Genomic DNA, 19,640 nt, shown 5'->3' with positions numbered 1-19,640 from the left:
CGGGCCGATTCCGTCAGGCGTGATCGCCGCGCAGGGCCCGCACCTGGGCTTCCAGCGCCTGGGCGTTGGCGGTGTGGCCATCCACGGCCGGTGCCGCCACCACTTCGACGGTGGCGCGGAAACGGCGCGGCACCCGCATGCGGCCCAGGCGGCTGTCGCGCCGGCTCCACATGCTCGACCACATCCCGCGCAGGGCCATTGGCACCACCGGCACCGGGCGCCGTTCGAGGATCTTCTCGACGCCGGATTTGAACGGGGCCATCTGCCCGTCGCGGGTCAGTGCGCCTTCCGGGAAGATGCAGACCAGCTCGCCTTCCGCCAACGCGGCGTCGATTTCATCGAACGCGCGCTGCATCAGCGCCGGGTCCTCGCGTGCACCGGCAATCGGGATCGCCTTGGCGGTGCGGAAGATCCAGCGCATCACTGGGATGTTGAAGATCTTGTAGTACATGACGAAGCGCACCGGGCGCGGGATCGTCGCCGACAGGATCAGTGCGTCCATGTAGCTGACATGGTTGCAGACCAGCAGCGCGGCGCCTTCGTCGGGCACGTTGGCCTCGATGCCGTGCGGGCGCAGCCGGTACAGGGTGCGCACCATCAGCCAGCTGAGGAAGCGCATCAGGAATTCGGGGACGATGGTGAAGATGTAGATCGCCACCAGCGCGTTGGCGATGGCCAGCGCCAGGAACTGCTGCGGGATGGTCCAGTGCAGCAGCTTGTGCGCGGCCAGCGACAGCAGGGCCGCACCCACGATGAAGCCGGAATTCTGGATGTTCAGCGCGGCGAACACACGCGACATCTGCGCCTTCGGCGTGCGGCTCTGGATCAGCGCGAACAGCGGCACCACGAAGATGCCGGTGAACAGGCCGATGCCGATCAGGTCGATGACGATGCGGATGCTGCCCGGCTGCTGCAGGAAGGTGCCGACGGTCAGGCCGTGCACCGTTGCTTCGCCACTGCGGGCGAAGTACAGGTCGAGCAGGAACGCGGTCATGCCGAACGCGCCCAGTGGCACCAGGCCGATTTCCACGGTGCGGGCCGACAGCTTCTCGCACAGCAGCGAGCCGACGCCGGTACCGACCGAGAACAGGGCCAGGGCGAAGATGTACAGGGTCGGCTCGCCCCCCAGATTGGTGACTGCGTAGGCCGGCAACTGCGAGGTCAGCACGGTACCGACGAACCAGAACCAGGACACGCCCAGGATCGAGTTGCGCACCGCTTTCTGCTGGCGCGCCATGCGCAGCACCGCCAGCGATTCCGGCAGCGGGTTCCAGTTGATCTTCAGGTTGGGATCGCCGGCATCGACCTTGGGAATCAGCCGTGCGGCGATGTTGCCGCAGATCGCCAGCGCGATGATCGCGCACGCGGCCACCACCGTGCCATGACTGCCGGCGACGGTGAACACCAGGCCGCCGACGATCATGCCGGACAGGATCGACATCGAGGTGCCCATCTCGACCAGGCCATTGCCACCGGTCAGTTCCTCGGGCTTGAGCACCGACGGCAGCACCGAATATTTCACCGGGCCGAACAGGGTCGATTGCATGCCGGTGCAGAACAACGCCACCAGCAACACCGGCAGGCTCTGGGTGAGGAAGCCGGTAGCGGCCAGCGACATGATCACGATCTCCATGGTGGTGGTGATCACGATCAGCCGCGATTTTTCCAGCTTGTCAGCGATCTGCCCGGCCAGTGCCGAGAACAGGAAGTACGGCAGGATGAAGATGGCCGGTGCCAGCGTGGCGTACAACCCCAGTTCTTCCTCCGGCACGGCCATGAACAGCAACATGCTGATGATCGCCTGCCGGTACACGTTGTCGTTGAACGCACCCAGCGCCTGGACGACGAAGAACGGCAGGAAACGGCGCTGGCGCAGCAGGGCGAACTGGTTGTGACCGGACATGGAGCCTCCTTGACCGGCGCAGCCTAGCATTCCTGCCCGTGTGTCGGGACTGCGGTGGGGCGCATCCACGCATGGCGCGGATCTACCCAGACCCCATGGCGGTGGGTGCGGACCGTTGGTCCGCACGCCTCGATCGATCTCAGACGATATCGTCTACCACGCCGCCATCCACGCGCAGTGCCGCGCCGGACGTGGCCGAAGCCTGCGGGGACGCCAGGTACACGACCATGTTGGCCACTTCTTCGACCGTGGCAGTGCGCTGGATCACCGAAGACGGCCGGTGTGCCATGACGAACTCGCGGCCGATCTGCTCCAGCGGCTTGCCACTGCGCTGGCGTTCATCTTCGAACATCGCCGCGAAGCCGTCGGACAGGGTTGGGCCGGGCAGCACCGCGTTGACGGTGACGCCACTGCCGGCCACGCGCTTGGCCAGGCCGCGCGACAGCGACAGCTGCGCGGTCTTGCTGACCCCGTAATGGATCATGTCGGCCGGAATGTTGCGTGCCGATTCGGAGGAAATGAACAACACGCGGCCCCAACCGGCTGCCACCATCGCCGGCAGCAGCGCCCGCGACAGGCGCACGCCGGACATCACGTTGGTCTGCCAGTAGCGCTCCCAGGTGGCGTCTTCGGTCTCGAAGAAGTCCTCGGGGCCGAAGATGCCGGCGTTGTTGACCAGGATGTCGACCTTGGGCAGGCCGGCCAGCAGGGTATCGACGCCGGCTGCATCGGAGAGGTCGGCGGCGACGCCGATCACCTCGGCACCCGGAACGGCGGCGAGCAGGCGCTGGCGGGCGCGTTCGACGCTGTCGGTGCTGCGGCCATTGAGAATGACCCGCGCACCCGCTGTGGCAAGACCCTGGGCGATCGCCAGGCCGATGCCGGCGGTGGAAGCGGTGACCAGCGCGGTACGGCCGGCGAGTTCGATCTTCATGGGGGAGTCCAGGAGCAGGGGATCACCCAGTATCCGCGCGGAAACGTGATCGGGATGCAGCGCCAGACGCAACGCGCTGTTGCGTTGCTGGTAGCGCCGGGCCATGCCCGGCGGCCTCGCCACGTTGCCGGAACCGGCATCCGCGGGCCATGCCCGGCGGCACGTTGTCAGGTGAGCGTACGCACCGCCTCATTGGCCGCGGCCCGCACCTTCGGCAGCAGGCGCAGCACCAGCGCCATCTGCGTGCGGATCAGCTGCAGCTTCGGCGGCATCGCCTCATCGATCTGTTCCAGCTCGGCGGCCACCGCACGATCAGCGTCGTTGTCATCTTCCGCGACCTGCTGTCGTGCGGCCAGCGCCGCCGCCAGCTGCTGCAGTGCCTTTCGCACGCGATCACCGGCAGCCAGGGCCAGTGGATCGCCGGCGTAGCTGTCCACCTGGTCGCGGTGCGCACCCAGCGCCGACAAGTGCCCAAGCAGCGTGTTGGAGAGCGCCAGGAAGTGGAAGCCGGCATCCAGGTTGCGGCGCACGTGGCCGGGTTCGCGCAGCATGTTCGACAGTGCGGTGGACAGCGCGGCGTCGGCGTTGTGCATGTCGCGGCGGGCGATGCGATAGGCCAGGTCATCGCGCATGCCGCTGCGGTACTGGCCCAGCACCGAATCGAGGTAGCGCGCGGCGGTATCCAGCACCCGCGCCAGCACCCGATGCAGCTGGCGGCCCTGCCAGTCGGGCAGGATCAGGAAAGCGGCGGCGGCGGCGATCGCGCAGCCCAGCAGCGTATCGACCATGCGCGGCACGATCAGCACGAAGCCATCGCCGATCAGGTTGAAGCAGGTCAGGGCCATCACGGTGATCGCCGCCGATGCCACCAGGTAGCGATCGGTGCGGGTGAAGAAGAACAGCAGCGCCGACAGCAGCGCGATCAGCAGCTGCACGTGCAGCTGCGGGAACAGCTGCAGCAGCGCCCAGGTGAGCACGAGGCCGGCCACGGTACCGACGATGCGCTGCGCTAGGCGCTGGCGGGTGGCGCCGAAGTTGGGCCGGCACACGAATACGATCGTCAGCAGCACCCACGAGCCGTTCTGTGCGTTGAACAGCCGGATGGCCGCGAAACCGGCGATCAGTGCCAGCGCCATGCGCAGGCCATGGCGGAACAGCACCGAGCCGGGCGTGAGCTGCTGGCGCAGGCGCACGCCCATCTCGCGCAGGGTGTGCGGGTTGCTGTCGCGCAGGCGCGTATCGACATTGTCGAGGCTGGCCTCGGAGCGTTCGGCGTCCAGCAGGCGGCGCTCGATGCTGCGCAGGTTGTGCACCAGCAGGTCCAGCGAACCCAGCAGGCGCTGCCACTGCGGGCGTTGCTGGTCGCGCAGGTAGGCCAGCGCATCGGCCAGGTCGCGCCCGGCCTGCTGGTTGCTTTCGCCATACACGAACGGACGGCGCAGGCGGATCGCCTCGCCCAGCCGCGCGCAGGCCTGGCCCTGCAGGTCGAGCAGGCGTTGGCAGCGGTACAGCACGTCACTGTGGAAGAAGGCGTCGACCAGCGCGCCATACGGGTAGTGCGAGGAGCTGGCGCGCTCGTGGAAATCCTGCGCCATGTAGTACAGGCGCAGGTACAGGCCGGAGTTCACCCCGGGCCGGCCGGAGCGGCCGAAGCGGGCCAGGATCGCCGTTTTGGCCTCGTTCAACGCGCCGACCACGCGCCGGTTCTGCTCGGCCAGATCGAGCTGGCGGCGTTGCAGGTCGGCTTCACGTACCGGCTCGAACAGGGCGGCCTTCAGCTGCAGGTAGCGGCCCAGTTCGATGTAAAGCCGCGCCACGCGCTCACGCACCGGGCGGTTGGCGAACAGTGCGGTCCACAGGATCGACAGCAGTCCGTACCAGACGGCACCTGCCAGCAGGTGGCTGACGGCGTCCAGCGCGCTGTGCAGATCGGTGGCGCCATGCTGCTCCAGGCCGATCATGGTGTAGATCGCCAGCGTTACCGTGGCCTGGGCGATGGATGCGTAGCGCTCGCCGAGCGCGCCGAGCAGGGTCAGGCAGAAGGTGGACAGTGCCAGCGCGCCGATGAAGATCCATGGCCACGGGAACAGCCAGATCACCGAGGCTGCAGCGATACAGAAACACAGCAGCGACAGCAGTACCGCCTTTGTCCGGCCCCACCAGTTGTCGTCGGTCTCGGCGATGGCACTGGCGATGATGCCGAGGAACACGCCGGGCAGCGCCGTGAGCGCGTCCAGATGCCAGCACACGGCAAGCGCCGCCGTCAGGGCGATGAACACCCGCAGGCCATAACTGGCCTTCTCGTGGGCCCACAGGCGGCTGAGGCGGGATTGGCGGGCGGACATGCAGGCTCGGTGGAAGGATCTCCCACCATTATTGCGGGGGGCGCGTGAAATGGGGGGCCGCGTGCTGATTGATGTGCCGACCGATGTGCGGACCAACGGTCCGCACCCACCGAATCCGGTAGCGCCGCGCCATGAGCGGCGGACAGGCAAAACCGCCGGGCACGGCCTGGCGCTACCGGGGTTGGGTTACATCTCCCAGCGCACGCTCAGAGCCAGGGTGCGTGGGAGGCCGGCGCCGGCGTTGGACCAGTACTTCCGGTTGGCCAGGTTCTCGACGCTGGCACGCAGGGTCACCGGGTGGCCCGAAGCAAGCAGGCGGTAGCCGACGCCGGCATTCACCAGAGTGTAGTCGGGCAGCTTCAGGGTGTTGTCGGCGTCGTACCAGACATCGCCGTAGTAGCGCACGGCCGCATACGTTTCCAGGCCGTCCACCCACGGCAGCTGGTAGGTGGCGTGCACGACCCCGCTCCAGCGCGCGGCACCAGCGGTACGGTTGCCTTCCTGTGCGGCGCTGGCCGGCGACAGCCTGTCGTAGGTCGGGTCCAGCCAGGTGACGCCACCGCCGACCGTCAGGGCATCGTTGAGGTGCAGGTCGGCACTGGCTTCGATGCCTTCGTAGAGCGTGATGCCGTCCTGCACCAAGCGCTTGCCGGCAGGCGTGAGCTCATCGATGTTGGCGCCACGCTCCAGCCGGAACGCCGCCAGGTTCGCGTTCCAGCGCGCCGCCTCGACCTTCGCGCCGATCTCGTACTGCTTGCTGATGGTCGGGTCGAGCACGTCGCCCGCGTTGATGTAGCTGTTGCCTACGCGGCTGCCGGCTTCCAGCGATTCGATGTAGCTGGCATACAGCGTGACCGCCTCGCTGGGCTTGAACATCACGGCGTAGGTCGGCGTGACCGGGTAGGTGTGGTAACGCCCCTTGGTTTCGAAGTCGTTGTAGCGCCAGCCCGCCAGCACCGACCAGCGGCCACCGAGGTTCACCGTATCGCTTGCGAACACCGCCTGCTGCACGGTCTCGTCGCCACGGGTCATCACTCGTGAACCGACGGCGTCGTGGCGGATGGCGTGGCGCTGGTACAGGTTGGCGCGGCCGATGGGGTTCCACTCGTAGGGGCGGTCCCATCCCAGCCCGGTCTGGTGGCTGATGCCTGCCACCACCTGATGCTGCAGCGGACCGGTGCGGAAGCTGCCCTGCAGCATCGCCTGGGCCAGCTTCCACTCGCTCTTGCCGCCCAGTTCGTAGACGTTGACGTCATAGTCGCCGTTGAGATCATCGATGTAGGCGAAGATCTTGTTGACGTCGTTCCACGAAGTCGTGACGCCGTAGCTCAGATTGGCCTTCCAGTTGCCGTTGATCTGCCAGTTCAGTGCCGTCGACAGCAGGCTCGATCGGGTGTCGTAGTAGGTGCCGGGCACGCCATTGTCGACGTCGCCGGCAATCGGGCGCGGCGCCGAGGTCAGGCCGCGGAAGTAGTACTGCGGCGCTTCGCCGCTGAGATCGCGCGACTGGAAGACGCCATCCAGGGTCCAGGTCAGGCGATCAGTCAGCCGTGCGTCCAAAGCGAGTGCGCCGACCTTGCGGTCCACGCGGCCCCCGTTGAAGGTCTCGCCCTTTTCCCGGTAGGCGTTGAAACGGTAGCCGAACATCTGCTCGTTGCCGAAGCGACCACCGGCATCGATGCCGCCACTGACGATGCCCTGCTCGCGCCAGCCCAGCTGGGCGGAGAAGGTGGGTGTATCGGTCGGCTTCTTGGTGATGTAGTTGACGATGCCACCGGGTGCGCCGAAACCGTAAAGGAATCCGCCCGGGCCTTTCAGCAGATCGACCTGTTCCATCACTTCCAGCGGCCATTCGGTGCCCCAGGAAGAGACCTGCAGGCCATTGACCCGATAGCTGTCGAAGTTCAGGTCGATGCCACGATTGCGGATCGGCGAACTCCAGCCACTGGCATAGGCGCTGACCTGGGTGGTGACCGAGGGGTCGAGCAGGAACGCTTCGCCCAGCGAGACCACCTGGCGCTGTTCGATCTGCTCGCGGCCCACGGCGGTGATCGCAAACGGAGTATCGCGCAGGGCGCGATCACCCAGGGCGCCGGCGTCGGCGTGGGTGCGTTCGGCGGTGACCTTGACCGCATCCAGTTCGGTGGCACTGCGGTTGCCGCGGTCCGGTGCGGATTGAGCGTGCGCGGCACACGCCACGGACAGGGAAATGGCAAGCAGGGCCGGGCGGCACAGCAGGTGCGATGGCATGGTTCGGTGATCCTCGGCGGGCGGCCACAGGCCATCCGCCCACAGGTGGGGGAAGGGGCAGTGGCTGGGATCACGCAGGCTGGCCGGAGATGGCAGCGGGGCGCCGCGGAGGGGCGCAGGACCATGGCTGGATGAGAATTGTTCTCTTTTCGTTACGGCGCGTCAAATCCGGCAGCGTGCGGACCGATGGTCCGCATCCACCACCCGCAGCCGCCGGGCGTGGCCCGGCGCTACCGTTTCAGCAGATCCACGCCATGCGTGGATGGGCCTTTCTAGGCCCGCTGCGCGCGCTTGAGCAGCTTCGCTTCGCGCTTGCGTGCGCGCCGTGCCCGCCAGCGTTCGGCCAGGCAGGAGAAGATCACGTACAGCGCCGGCGTGCTGAGCAGGGTCAGGCTCTGCGAGAACAGCAGGCCGCCGATCATCGCGATGCCCAGCGGGCGCCGCAGCTCGGAGCCTTCGCCCAGGCCGATCGCCAGCGGCACCGCCGCAAGGATCGCCACCATCGTGGTCATCATGATCGGGCGGAAGCGCACGATGCTGGCCTCGCGCGCAGCATCGCGTGGTGCCAGGCCATGCTCGCGCTGCGCCACCAGCGCGAAGTCGATCATCATGATCGCGTTCTTCTTGACGATGCCGATCAGCAGCACCAGCGCGATCATCGAGATCACCGACAGCTCGGTGTTGGTACCGAACAGCGCCAGCAGTGCACCCACGCCCGCGGCCGGCAGCGTGGACAGGATGGTGACCGGATGGATCAGGCTCTCGTAGAGCATGCCCAGCACCAGGTACACGGTCAGGATCGCCGCCAGCACCAGGATCAGCATGTCGCTGGGGTCGGAGTTGAAGCCGAAGCCGGCGTCATCGGCCAGGCGGATGTCGCCCGGCATGCGCATGCCGGCCACGGTGGCATCGATGATCGCCTTGGCTTCACCCATGCTCACGTCCGGCGCCAGGTTGTAGCTCAGGTCCATCGTCGTGTACTGGTTTTCATGGGTGATCTGCGACGGCGCAAGGCCCGGCACCTGGGTCGCCACTGCGGTGATCGGCACCATGTCGCCGTTGCGCGCACGCACGTACACCTCGTCCAGCGCCGCCGGTGTGGCAGTCTGCGAGGGCAGGGCGTTGACCACCACGCTGTACTGGTTGATGTCGGAGTAGATGGTGGAGATCTGGCGCTGGCCGAACGCACCGTACAGCGCGCCATCGATGGCGCCGACGGTGATGCCCAGGCGCGCGGCCTTGGCGCGGTCGATCTCGATGTTCTGGCGAAGGCCGGCGTTGTCCACGTCGGTGCCGACGTCGCGCAGCTTCGGGTTCTTCTTCAGTTCCGCCTGCAGCTTTGGCAGCCATTCCTGAAGCGATGCCAGGTCGTTGCCCTGCAGCGAGATGCGGTACTGCGCGCCCTGGCTGGAACCGCCGCCATCGTTGCTGGGAAGATCCTGGATCGCGCGCAGGCGCAGCTGCAGGTCGGGGTAACGGTCGGCCTTGGCGCTCAACCGTGCCAGCGCATGCGCGGTGGTCTCGCGGCGGCCGTCGCTGCGCGACTTCAGCTCGATGTTGAACTGTGCGCTGGAGCCCTGGCGGCCACTGCCCAGGCGCACGCCCACGGTCTTCACCGCGGGGTCGGCCATCAGCATGTCGGTGATGCGTCGCTGGCGGGCGACCATGTCCTCGAAGGACACGGTGGCGCTGGAGTTGGCCCGGCCCCAGATCAGGCCGGTGTCCTGCGGCGGGAACGCGCCCTTCTTCACCGCGCCGAACAGGAAGACGGTGACGCCGATCAGGATCAGCGGGGTGAGCGACATCAGCAGCGCGTGGCGCAGCGAGAAATCGAGGAACACCGTGTAGATGCGCAGCATGCGTTCGTGGCCGGCATCGAGCCAGCGGCCGAAGCGCGACGGCGGCGCGGCGTGGTCATGGGCGCTGAGGAAACGGCTGCACAGCGCCGGGGTCAGCGTCAGCGAGACGATCATCGACACCACGATCGCCGCCACCAGGGTGACGGTGAACTCGCGGAAGAACGCGCCCATCATGCCGCTGGCGAACAGCAGCGGGATGAACACCGCCACCAGCGAGGCGGTGATCGAGACGATGGTGAAACCGATCTCGCGCGCGCCGGTCAACGCGGCCTGCATGCGCGGCATGCCCTCGTCGAGGTGGCGCATGATGTTCTCGATCACCACGATCGCATCGTCGACCACAAAACCAATCGCGATCACCAGCGCCAGCAGGCTCAGGTTGTTCAGGGTGAAGCCCATCACGTACATCACCAGCGCGGCACCGGCCAGCGACAGCGGCACGGTCACCGCGGCGATCAGCGTCGGTGCCAGCCGGCGCAGGAACAGCGCCATGGTCAGCACCACCATCGCCAGGCTGATCAGCAGGGTGATCTGCACTTCATGCAGCGAGGAGCGGATGGTCGGCGTACGGTCGAAGTACGGCGTCATCGTGGTGCCCGGCTGCAGGTAGTCGCGCAGGGTCGGGATCTGTGCCTTGACCCGGTCCACGGTCTCCACGATGTTGGCGCCGGCACGGGTGAACACGTACATCACCACCGCCGGCTTGTGGTCGAACCAGGCCGCCTGGTAAGCGTCCTGCTGGCCGTCGTAGACGTTGGCGATGTCCTTGAGGCGGATCACCCGGCCATCGCCCTGGGTCTTGACCACCAGATCGGCGAAGTCGGCGGCGCGTGCCACCGAATCGTTGGCGATGATCGCGGTGGTGGTGTTGCCATCGCTGAGGAAGCCGGTGGGCGAAGTCACGTTGGCCGCGCGCACCGCGTTGCGCAGGTCATCGGCGGTCAGGCCGAGCGCGTTCATCAGGCGCAGGTTGACGTCCACGCGCACCGCCGGCGTGGAGGCGCCGGCAATGTCGACCGAGGCAACGCCGCTGATCTGGCGGATGCGCTGCGCCAGCAGTGAGTCGGCCACGTTGTACAGCTCGTCGGCCGACTGCGTCTGCGAGGTCAGCGCGATGGCGATGACCGGGTCGTCGTTCGGGTTCGCCTTCTGGTACATCGGCGAGCCCATGCCCGAAGGCAGGTCGGCCTGCGCCGAGTTGATCGCGGTCTGCACGTCCAGCGCGGCCGAATCGATGTTGTGGCCGCTCTGGAAGATCATGAACACCAGCGAGCTGCCTTCCGAGCTCGATGAACGCATGCGGTCGATGCCAGGCAGCTGGCCAAGATGGCGTTCCAGCGGCGCGGTGACCGTGGACGCCATGGTCGCCGCATCGGCGCCGGACTGGCTGGCATGCACGAAGATCACCGGGATCTCGATGTTCGGCAGCGCCGATACGCCCAGGCGCAGGTAGCAGATCAGGCCGACCATGAACAGGCCGATGGCCAGCAGGGCGGTGCCGATCGGGCGGCGGATGAAGGGGCCGGACAGGTTCATCGTGCGGTCCCCCGCAGCAGCGGGGCGTGGATCATGCCTGCGGCTCCTGCAGCGAACCATTGCGCAGCGCGCGCTGTTCGCGGCGGCGCGCCAGCCACTCGGAGAAGCGCTCCATGTACAGGTAGATCACCGGCGTGGTGTACAGCGTGACCAGCTGCGACAGCAGCAGGCCGCCGACGATGGCGATGCCCAGCGGGCGGCGCAGTTCCGAGCCGATGCCGGTGCCGAGCGCCAGTGGCAGCGCACCGAGCATGGCCGCGGCGGTGGTCATCATGATCGGGCGGAAGCGGAGCAGGCAGGCTCGGCGGATCGCCTCGTGCGCGTTGGCTCCGGCGCGGCGGGCCTCGATCGCGAAGTCCACCATCATGATGCCGTTCTTCTTGACGATGCCGATCAGCAGCACGATGCCCACGATGCCATCCACCGACAGGCTCAGGCCGCACAGCATCAGCGCCAGCAGCGCGCCGACACCGGCCGGTGGCAGCGTGGAGATGATCGTGATCGGGTGGATGTAGCTCTCGTAGAGCACGCCCAGCACGATGTAGATCACCACCAGCGAGGCCAGCAGCAGCCACACCACGTCGGTCTGGCTGCCGGTGAACTCGGCGGCCTTGCCGATGAACTCGGCATGCAGGTGGGTGGGCATGTCCAGGCTGTCCTTGGTTTCCTGGATCGCACGCACCGCTTCGGACAGCGAATAGCCCGGCGCCACGTTGAACGACACGGTCACCGCCGGCAGCTGCTGCTGGTGGCTGACCACCAGCGGTGCGCTGCTGACCTTGCCTTCGGCCAGCGCCGACAGCGGGATGATGTTGCCGGCGCCGACGGTGATGCCGGTGTTCTGCGCGCCGATGCCGGTGGCGGTGGACGAGTTGGACGAGGTGACCTGGCCGAAGCTGGTGGCGTTGGTACCGGTCAGCGCGCCGGCGCCGTTGGAGGCGACGGCCAGCTGTTCCATCAGCGCGGTGCTGGTGCGGAACTCCGGTGCCACTTCCAGCACCACGCGGTACTGGTTGAGCTCGGTGAAGATGGTCGAGATCTGGCGCTGTCCAAACGCATCGTAGAGCGTGTCGTCGATGGTCTGCATCGGTACGCCCAGCACGCTGGCCTTGTCGCGGTCGATGTTCAGCTCAAGCGCGCGGCCCTGGTTGGACAGGTTGTTGTCGACGTCGGCCAGCTCCGGGCGCTTGCGCAGCGCTTCGGTCAGGCGCGTGGCCTGCTTGGCCACTTCGGCGCTGTCCACGTCCGACAGCGAGTACTGGTACTCGGTGGCGGCCACGCGGGTATCCAGGGTCACGTCCTGCACCGGTTTCAGGTACAGGGCCACGCCCGGAATGCCGGCCACCGCCTTCTGCAGGCGCGGCAGGATCTCATCCAGGCCGTCGCGCTGGCTGCGCTCCTTCAGCACGATCGACAGCTGGCCCTGGTTGAGCGTGGGGTTCATGCTGCCAGCGCCGATGAAGGCCGATACGCCGGTCACATCCGGATCGTGCCGCAGTGCTTCGGCGACCTGCTTGGTGCGCTGCTCCATCTGCGGGAAGGCGATGTTCTGGTCGGCCTGCACCACGCCGGTGATCAGGCCGGTGTCCTGTTCGGGCAGCAGCCCCTTGGGAATCAGCACGTACAGCAGCACGGTCAGTACCAGCGCGCCACCGGCCACGGCCAGGGTCAGGCGCTGGTGGCCCAGCACCCAGTCCAGGCTGTGCTCGTACAGGCCCACGGTGCGCGTCCACAGGTTCTGCTTGCCGGCGGCGGCCGCGCGTTCGTGCGCGTCCTCACCCTCGGGCAGGGCGTCGGGCTTGAGCAGGTAGGCGCACATCATCGGGGTGAGCGTCAGCGAGATCAGCATCGACAGCACAACCGCGATGCTCAGCACCCAGGCGAATTCGTGGAACAGGCGGCCGGTGACGCCGGGCATCAGCAAAAGCGGCAGGAACACCGCCACCAGCGAGACCGTCAGCGACAGCACGGTGAAGCCGATCTGGCGTGCGCCGATCTCGGCCGCTTCCTTGCCACTCTTGCCCTGCTCGATGTAACGCACGATGTTCTCGATCATCACGATCGCATCGTCGACCACGAAGCCGGTGGCCACCACCAGCGCCATCAGCGACAGGTTGTCCAGCGACATGCCGGCAAAGGCCATCACCGCGAAGGTGCCGGCCAGCGACAGCGGTACCGCCACCGAGGGAATGATCGTGGCCCACAGCCGGCGCAGGAACACGAAGATCACCGCCACCACCAGCCCGATGGTGAGGATCAGGGTGAACTGCACTTCATGCACCGAGGCGCGGATGGTCTCGGTGCGATCATTGAAGATCTCCAGGTGCACGTCAGCCGGCAGCACACCCTGCAGCTGCGGCAGGATCGCGCGGATGCGCTCGACGGTCTGCACGATGTTGGCGCCTGGCTGGCGACGCACTTCCAGCAGCACCGCCGGCTTGCCATCGGCCCAGGCCGCCAGCTGGTCGTTCTCCACGCCATCGACCACCTCGGCCACGTCGGACAACCGCACCGGGCGGCCGTTCTTGTAGCTGATGATGGTGTCGCGGTACTCGGCAGCACTGGCCAGCTGGTCGTTGGTGCCGATGCTGTAGGACTGGGTCTTGCCGTTCAACGAGCCCTTCGGCGCATTGACGTTGGCCTGGGTGAGCGCGCTGCGCAGCTGCTCCAGGGTCAGGCCCATGTTCGACAGCTGGGCCGGATTGACCTGGATGCGCACGGCCGGGCGCACGTTGCCGGCAATCGAGACCAGGCCGACGCCCTGCACCTGCGACAGGCGCTGGGCCAGGATCGAGTCGGCGTAGTTGTTGACGTCACGCAGCGGGCGTGTGTCGGAGGTCAGTTTCAGGGTGACGATGGCTGCGTCGGCCGGGTTCACCCGGTTGTAGACCGGCTGGTAGGGCAGCGACGAGGGCAGGGTGGCCTGGCGGATCGCCGCCTGCACGTCCTGTGCGGCGATGTCGATGTCGCGGTCCATCGAGAACTGCAGGATGATCGTCGACAACCCGGCCGACGAGTCCGACGTCATCAGTTCCAGCCCGGAGATCTGCCCGAACTGGCGCTCCAGTGGCGTGGTGACCAGCGAGGCCATGGTGGTGGCGTTGGCGCCGGGGTACTGGGTGGTGACCACCAGGCTGGGCGCATCGATTTCCGGCAGCGCCGACACCGGCAGCTTGCGGTAACCGAGGATGCCCAGCAGCAACAGGCCCGCCATCAACAGCGAGGTGGCGATCGGGCGGCGGATGAAGATCGTCGAAAAGCCCACGGACTGATCCTTGCTGGCACTTCAATGTCGGCGCCGGCAGGTCCGCCGGCGCGAGGGAGAACCGTGGCCTGCGCTCAGCGCGGACCACCACCGCGGCGGCCACCGCCGCCACCGTTCTTCTGCTCGGCCGCCTTCAGCTCGGCCTCGGTCGGTGCGGCCGGGGTTTCGCCCGGCTTCAGCGCGGTGACCTTGCTGCCCGGCTTCAGGCGGAACTGGCCTTCGCTGACCACCCGCTCGCCGCCCTTCAGGCCTTCAGCGATCTGCACCTGGCTGTCGCCCACTTCCACGCCACTGCGCACGGTCTGCATCTTCACCGTGTTGTCGCCCTGCACGACGTAGACGTACTCGCCGTCCGGCCCACGCAGCACGGCCTGGGTCGGAATGACCACGCCACCGCCGATGGTGCGCAGCTGCATGCGCACGTTGACGAACTGGCCCGGCCACAGGCCGTTGTCGGTGTTGTCGAACAGCGCGCGCGCCTTGAACGTGCCGCTGTCGGCACTGATCAGGTTGTCGACCACGTCCAGCTTGCCGTCACCGGACAGTACGTGCGAATCGGCGCGGTCCAGCGCTGCCACCGGCACCGCACCGGCGGCCTGCGCCTGGCGCACGTCGCCGAGCTGGCGTTCGGGCAGGTTGAACAGCACATGGATCGGGTGGACCTGGGTCAGCGTGACCAGGGCGGTACCAGCGTTGACCACGTTGCCCGCGTCGACCGCACGGATGCCGGCGATGCCGGAGATCGGAGCGGTGACCCGGGTGTACTGCAGCTGCACCTGTGCCGAGCGCATGCTGGCATCGTTCGCCGCGACTGCGCTCTCGTACTGTGCCACTTGGTTTCGTTGTGTGTCCAGATCGGTCTTGGCGACGAACTGGCGATACTCCGGCGCGTTCGAGCGCTGGTAGTTGGAACGCGCGGTGGCCAGCAGCGCCTCGTTCTGGCGTTTGGCCGCTGCGGCCTGGTCGTAGCTCGCCTGGGCGGTGCGTGGATCGATCACTGCCAGCACGTCGCCCTTCTTCACTTCCTGGCCTTCGCGGAAGTTCAGGCTCATCAACTGGCCACCGACCTGCGGGCTGACGGTGACGGTGTTCATCGCGGTCACCGTGCCCAGCGCGCTGGCATACACCGGTACGTCCTGGCGCGTGGCCTCGACCACGGTGACCGGCACCGGGCCGGCATCCGGGTCTTCGCCACTCTGGCGCGCGCCCGCCGCCGGCTTTCCAGCCTTGTCCTTGCCCCCGCCGATGACGCGCAGGCCGACCACGGCCAGCACCAGAACCGCCACGACCAGCAGCACGATCTTCCAAACACGTGACATTACGAGGACTCCGAGAGGGCTGGACCGGGCGGGACGCCGGCGGCAATGCGCAAAGCATACCTGTGCCACATCACGTTTCCTGCATGACGGATGGGACGGGCGCTAAGACCGGATCCAGAGCGGGAGGTTCCCGTGGAGGCGGTGTTGGCCTACATTCAGCTGGAACCCCCTTGCTGTGGAGATCGCGATGCGCCGTTCGTTGCTGCTGTCCGCCCTGCTGCTGGCCCTGCCGGCGCTTGCCCACGCCCAGGACGGGCAGCGCCCTGAAGTGACCGCCGCTGCACAGCGGCTGCAGGCCAAGGTGGTCGAGTGGCGCCGTGATTTCCACCAGCACCCGGAGTTGTCCAACCGCGAGGCCCGCACCTCGGCCGAAGTCGCCAAGCGCCTGCGTGCGATGGGCCTGAAGCCGAAGACCGGCATTGCCCATCACGGCGTGGTGGCGATCATCGAGGGCGGCAAGCCCGGCCCGAAGATCGCTCTGCGCGCGGACATGGACGCGCTGCCGGTGACCGAGCAGACTGGACTGCCGTTCGCGTCCAAGGCGACCGATCAGTACCGCGGCCAGACGGTGGGCGTGATGCATGCCTGTGGCCATGATGCGCACACCGCCACCCTGCTGGGCGTGGCGGAGGCGCTGGTGTCGATGAAGAAGGACCTGCCGGGCCAGGTGATGCTGATCTTCCAGCCCGCCGAGGAAGGCGCACCGCCGCCGGAAGAGGGCGGGGCCGCGCTGATGCTGAAGGAAGGCCTGTTCGCCGACTTCAAACCGGAGGCGGTGTTCGGCCTGCATGTGTTCTCCAGCGTGCAGGCCGGCCAGATCGCGGTGCGCGGTGGCCCGCTGATGGCCGCCTCGGACCGCTTCGGGATCAAGGTGATCGGTCGCCAGACGCACGGCTCGGCGCCGTGGAACGGTGTTGACCCGATCGTCGCCACTGCCGATCTGGTCGGTACCGCGCAGACCATCGTCAGCCGCCGCGCCAACCTGTCCAAGCAACCGGCGGTGCTGACCTTCGGCGCGATCAACGGCGGCATCCGCTACAACATCATTCCCGATGAGGTGGAGATGGTCGGCACCATCCGCACCTTCGATGAAGGCATGCGCCAGCAGATCTTCGCCGACCTGCGCAACGTGGCCGAACACACGGCGGCTGCGCACGGTGCGAAGGCGGTCACCGACATCTACGAATCGGAAGGCAACCCGGCCACGGTGAACGACCCGGCGCTGACCGCGAAGATGCTGCCGAGCCTGCAGGCGGTGGTGGGCAAGGACAACGTGTACGAGCCGCCGTTGCAGATGGGCGCGGAGGATTTCTCGCTGTACGCGAAGGAAGTGCCGGGCATGTTCTTCTTCGTGGGTTCCACCAGCGTGGGCATCGACCCGGCGACGGCGCCGGCGAATCATTCGCCGAAGTTCCTGCTGGATGAGAAGGCGCTGGATGTGGGATTGCGCGCGTTGCTGCAGGTGAGCCTGGATTACCTGCACGGTACCGGCACTCCGGCGGGGTGAGGGGTGCCGGGAGGGCTTGCAGCCCTGCACCCGCCGAAGCAACGGCAACGTCAACGGCAAAAGCAGTGCTGGATTTCGTTGGTTGGGCGGGGCGGTGTGGGCCTGCAGGACACGCCGTAAACCCGTCCATGGGGGCTCGATGGCGCCATCCATGGCGCCAACGGTCCTGCAGGCCCACACCGCCCCGCCCCCGACAGGTTCACGCGAGCTGTCGGAACGACATTCTGCTTCTGGTGGGTGTCGACCTTGGTCGACACGGCAGGCGTCAGGAACGTCTGAAGGATCGGTTTTTGATTTTGATTTTTCTGATCTTTCCCGTGGTGGTGGCCGCGTGCAGGGAACTGTCAGGGGCCGGGTGGGTAGGCGGGGCGGGGGTGTCCGCGGCATGGATGCCGCGGCCAAGCCCCCAGGGACGGGTTTACGGCGTCCCCCGACCCGCCTGCCCTCCCGGCCAAGCCGATAGACCGCCTTTCGCGACCAACCAACACAACCACTACGGAGGGGCTCCGCCGTTGGCCGGCCCGGCCGAAGGCCCGCCCTCCGCGCGATACAATGCCCACCATGAACACCCCACAGGATTCCAGCCTCGGTCGCGAGGTCAGTTACCCGTCGCAGTACGATCCCGGCCTGCTGTTTCCCATCCCCCGCAGCGGCGCCCGCGCCGAGATCGGCCTCGATGACGCCGCGCTGCCGTTCGTCGGCCATGACCGCTGGCATGCCTTCGAGCTGAGCTGGCTCGACCTGCGCGGCAAGCCGCAGGTGGCCGTGGCCACCGTGCAGGTGCCGTGCACTTCGCCGCGGTTGATCGAATCGAAGTCGTTCAAGCTGTACCTCAACTCCCTCAACAGCACCCGCATCGACAGCGCCGAGGCACTGCGCGCGCGCATCGTGGCGGATCTGTCGGATTGCGCCGGTGCGCCGGTCCAGGTCGAGTTCGGCCTGCCGGGCCTGCGCGAGACGCCGCTCGGCGAGTCCATCGACGGGCTGGAACTGGAGATCGACTGCTACGGCCCGCCGCAGGCAGACTTCCTCTCGGCCAATGCCGATGAGGTGGTGGAGGAGACCCTGGTTTCGGCACTGCTGAAGTCCAACTGCCCGGTCACCGGCCAGCCGGACTGGGCCACGGTCAGCCTGCGTTACCGCGGGCCGAAGATCGATCGTGCCGGCCTGCTGCGCTATCTGGTCAGCTACCGCGAACACGCCGAGTTCCACGAGCAGTGCGTTGAGCGGATCTTCAGCGAGGTGTCTGTGCGCTGCCAGCCGCAGTGGCTGGAAGTGGAGGCGCGCTATACCCGCCGCGGAGGCCTGGACATCAACCCGTGGCGCGCCAGCCCCGGCATCGCCGCCCCGGCCGCGACCTACCGCGAACTGCGCCAGTAACCGCCGCAGGCGGTTACGGGTAGCGCCGGGCCACGCCCGGCGAGCGCAGCGGCCACCTTCCGCCCCGATTGTTCAGCCGCCCCCCGGGGCGGCTTCACATCTGCACCATCCCCATTTAACAACCGCCATGGCACCGTGCGAGCCACGTAGTCATGCAGACGGGAGTTGTGGATGAGTACCGAGAAGAAAGCCGATTTCTCCGGCGTCAGTGCCAGCGTCGACAGTACCGCCGAGCAGGTGCCGAAGGCGGACTTCTCCGGCGTCAGCGCTTCGGTGGACAGCACCGCCGAAATCGTCAGTGGCGGCACCTACACCGTGCAGAAGGGCGACTCGCTGTCGAAGATCGCCAAGCAGCATCTGGGCGACGCCAACGCCTGGAAGAAGATCTTCGAAGCCAACCGCGATGTGCTTGACGACCCGGACAAGATTTTCCCGGGCCAGACCCTGAAGCTGCCGCCGAAGTAAGCCGGCGATCGAACGCCGTCCGACAATCCCTGGGAGGAACCCCGAATGATCAAGACCACCCCGCTCCAGACCGCCCTGATCGCCGCCCTGCTGGGCAGCGTCGCCCTGGTCGGTTGCAAGAAGAAGGAAGAGTCGACCGACACCAACGCCGCTCCGGCTGCCACGGCTCCGGCCGAGCCGGCAGCGCCGGCGCCGATGACCGGTGCACCGCCGCCGATGGCGGAAGCTGCTGCGGTCAGCGTTTCCACAGTCACCGTGGGCAAGACCGCTGCCGCCGACAAGTCGGTCGCCCCGGCTGCACTGTTCTCGCCGAAGGATGACGTCATCGTCTCGGTCAAGACCGATGGCGCTGCCAACAACGTCAATGTCGGCGCCAAGCTGACCTTCCAGGACGGCCAGGTGGCCGGCGAACAGACCGCGACCCTGAATGCCAGCGGCGCGGAGACCACCAACGTCACGTTCAAGAATGCAAAGGGCTGGCCGGCCGGCAAGTACCGCGCCGAGGTCATGGTCGATGGCAAGGCGGCCGGAACGCCGCAGGAGTTCGAGGTCAAGTAAGTCCTGCCGACTCTCTCCCGACAGGACTCACGATGGACGCAGCCGCGAGGCTGCGTCCTTTTTTATTGGGCGATGGTTGGCTTCATCCACGCATGGCGTGGATCTACCGGTGCTGGAGCCGGGCTTCATCCACGCATGGCGTGGATCTACTGGTGCTGGGGCCGGGTTTCATCCACGCATGGCGTGGATCTACCGGTGCTGGGGCTGGGTTTCATCCACGCGTGGCGTGGATCTACTGATGCTGGGGCCGGGTTTCATCCACGCATGGCGTGGATCTACCGGTGCTGGGGCTGGGTTTCATCCACGCATGGCGTGGATC

11 protein-coding genes are annotated in these 19,640 nt (G+C 67.2%); 4 read left to right on the top strand and 7 right to left on the bottom strand.

Going from position 1 to position 19,640, the window contains the following annotated elements:
- Positions 1 to 13: 13 nt before the first annotated feature.
- From AC5P88_RS07250 to AC5P88_RS07220, 7 genes are all read right to left on the bottom strand, one after another.
- Positions 14 to 1,903 (bottom strand): MFS transporter, encoded by a 1,890-nt coding sequence (locus AC5P88_RS07250; protein ID WP_106551067.1) that lies wholly within the window; start codon positions 1,901 to 1,903, stop codon positions 14 to 16.
- A gap of 139 nt (positions 1,904 to 2,042) precedes the next feature.
- Positions 2,043 to 2,837 (bottom strand): SDR family NAD(P)-dependent oxidoreductase, encoded by a 795-nt coding sequence (locus AC5P88_RS07245; protein WP_495224694.1) that lies wholly within the window; start codon positions 2,835 to 2,837, stop codon positions 2,043 to 2,045.
- A gap of 167 nt (positions 2,838 to 3,004) precedes the next feature.
- On the bottom strand, positions 3,005 to 5,182 hold the full coding sequence (gene yccS, locus AC5P88_RS07240; protein WP_106551069.1) for a YccS family putative transporter: 2,178 nt from the start codon (positions 5,180 to 5,182) through the stop codon (positions 3,005 to 3,007).
- Between the two features lie 186 nt (positions 5,183 to 5,368).
- Positions 5,369 to 7,432, bottom strand: coding sequence for a TonB-dependent siderophore receptor (locus AC5P88_RS07235; RefSeq protein WP_495224693.1), 2,064 nt, complete (start codon positions 7,430 to 7,432; stop codon positions 5,369 to 5,371).
- A gap of 272 nt (positions 7,433 to 7,704) precedes the next feature.
- The gene (locus AC5P88_RS07230) at positions 7,705 to 10,827 is read right to left on the bottom strand and encodes an efflux RND transporter permease subunit (RefSeq protein ID WP_106551071.1); all 3,123 of its coding nucleotides are present in this window, start codon (positions 10,825 to 10,827) and stop codon (positions 7,705 to 7,707) included.
- A 31-nt stretch (positions 10,828 to 10,858) separates the two neighbouring features.
- Positions 10,859 to 14,092, bottom strand: coding sequence for an efflux RND transporter permease subunit (locus AC5P88_RS07225; RefSeq protein WP_111113242.1), 3,234 nt, complete (start codon positions 14,090 to 14,092; stop codon positions 10,859 to 10,861).
- A gap of 74 nt (positions 14,093 to 14,166) precedes the next feature.
- Complete coding sequence (locus AC5P88_RS07220; RefSeq protein ID WP_495224692.1) at positions 14,167 to 15,411, bottom strand: efflux RND transporter periplasmic adaptor subunit; 1,245 nt, start codon at positions 15,409 to 15,411, stop codon at positions 14,167 to 14,169.
- A 187-nt stretch (positions 15,412 to 15,598) separates the two neighbouring features.
- Here AC5P88_RS07220 and AC5P88_RS07215 point away from each other — a divergent pair, with 187 nt between their 5' ends.
- The 4 genes from AC5P88_RS07215 (at position 15,599) to AC5P88_RS07200 (ending at position 19,321) form a co-directional block, all read left to right on the top strand.
- The gene (locus tag AC5P88_RS07215; protein WP_495224691.1) at positions 15,599 to 16,918 is read left to right on the top strand and encodes a M20 family metallopeptidase; all 1,320 of its coding nucleotides are present in this window, start codon (positions 15,599 to 15,601) and stop codon (positions 16,916 to 16,918) included.
- Between the two features lie 561 nt (positions 16,919 to 17,479).
- A complete protein-coding gene (queF, locus tag AC5P88_RS07210) occupies positions 17,480 to 18,298 on the top strand; it encodes an NADPH-dependent 7-cyano-7-deazaguanine reductase QueF (RefSeq protein WP_495224690.1) in 819 nt (272 codons plus the stop codon).
- A gap of 171 nt (positions 18,299 to 18,469) precedes the next feature.
- Positions 18,470 to 18,763 (top strand): LysM peptidoglycan-binding domain-containing protein, encoded by a 294-nt coding sequence (locus tag AC5P88_RS07205; protein ID WP_005411287.1) that lies wholly within the window; start codon positions 18,470 to 18,472, stop codon positions 18,761 to 18,763.
- Positions 18,764 to 18,808: 45 nt separating this feature from the next.
- Complete coding sequence (locus tag AC5P88_RS07200) at positions 18,809 to 19,321, top strand: hypothetical protein (protein ID WP_099555121.1); 513 nt, start codon at positions 18,809 to 18,811, stop codon at positions 19,319 to 19,321.
- Positions 19,322 to 19,640 lie beyond the last annotated feature (319 nt).

It is taken from the genome of Stenotrophomonas sp. YJH_SMC_8 (genome assembly GCF_059371315.1).
This window is presented reverse-complemented; position numbering and strand designations above follow the sequence as displayed.

Coding starts and splice junctions, on each gene's coding strand:
- AC5P88_RS07250 (WP_106551067.1), bottom strand. CDS start 1,903: ATGTCCGGTCACAACCAGTTCGCCCTGCTGCGCCAGCGCCGTTTCCTG.
- AC5P88_RS07245 (WP_495224694.1), bottom strand. CDS start 2,837: ATGAAGATCGAACTCGCCGGCCGTACCGCGCTGGTCACCGCTTCCACC.
- yccS (WP_106551069.1), bottom strand. CDS start 5,182: ATGTCCGCCCGCCAATCCCGCCTCAGCCGCCTGTGGGCCCACGAGAAG.
- AC5P88_RS07235 (WP_495224693.1), bottom strand. CDS start 7,432: ATGCCATCGCACCTGCTGTGCCGCCCGGCCCTGCTTGCCATTTCCCTG.
- AC5P88_RS07230 (WP_106551071.1), bottom strand. CDS start 10,827: ATGAACCTGTCCGGCCCCTTCATCCGCCGCCCGATCGGCACCGCCCTG.
- AC5P88_RS07220 (WP_495224692.1), bottom strand. CDS start 15,411: ATGTCACGTGTTTGGAAGATCGTGCTGCTGGTCGTGGCGGTTCTGGTG.
- AC5P88_RS07215 (WP_495224691.1), top strand. CDS start 15,599: ATGCGCCGTTCGTTGCTGCTGTCCGCCCTGCTGCTGGCCCTGCCGGCG.
- queF (WP_495224690.1), top strand. CDS start 17,480: ATGAACACCCCACAGGATTCCAGCCTCGGTCGCGAGGTCAGTTACCCG.
- AC5P88_RS07205 (WP_005411287.1), top strand. CDS start 18,470: ATGAGTACCGAGAAGAAAGCCGATTTCTCCGGCGTCAGTGCCAGCGTC.
- AC5P88_RS07200 (WP_099555121.1), top strand. CDS start 18,809: ATGATCAAGACCACCCCGCTCCAGACCGCCCTGATCGCCGCCCTGCTG.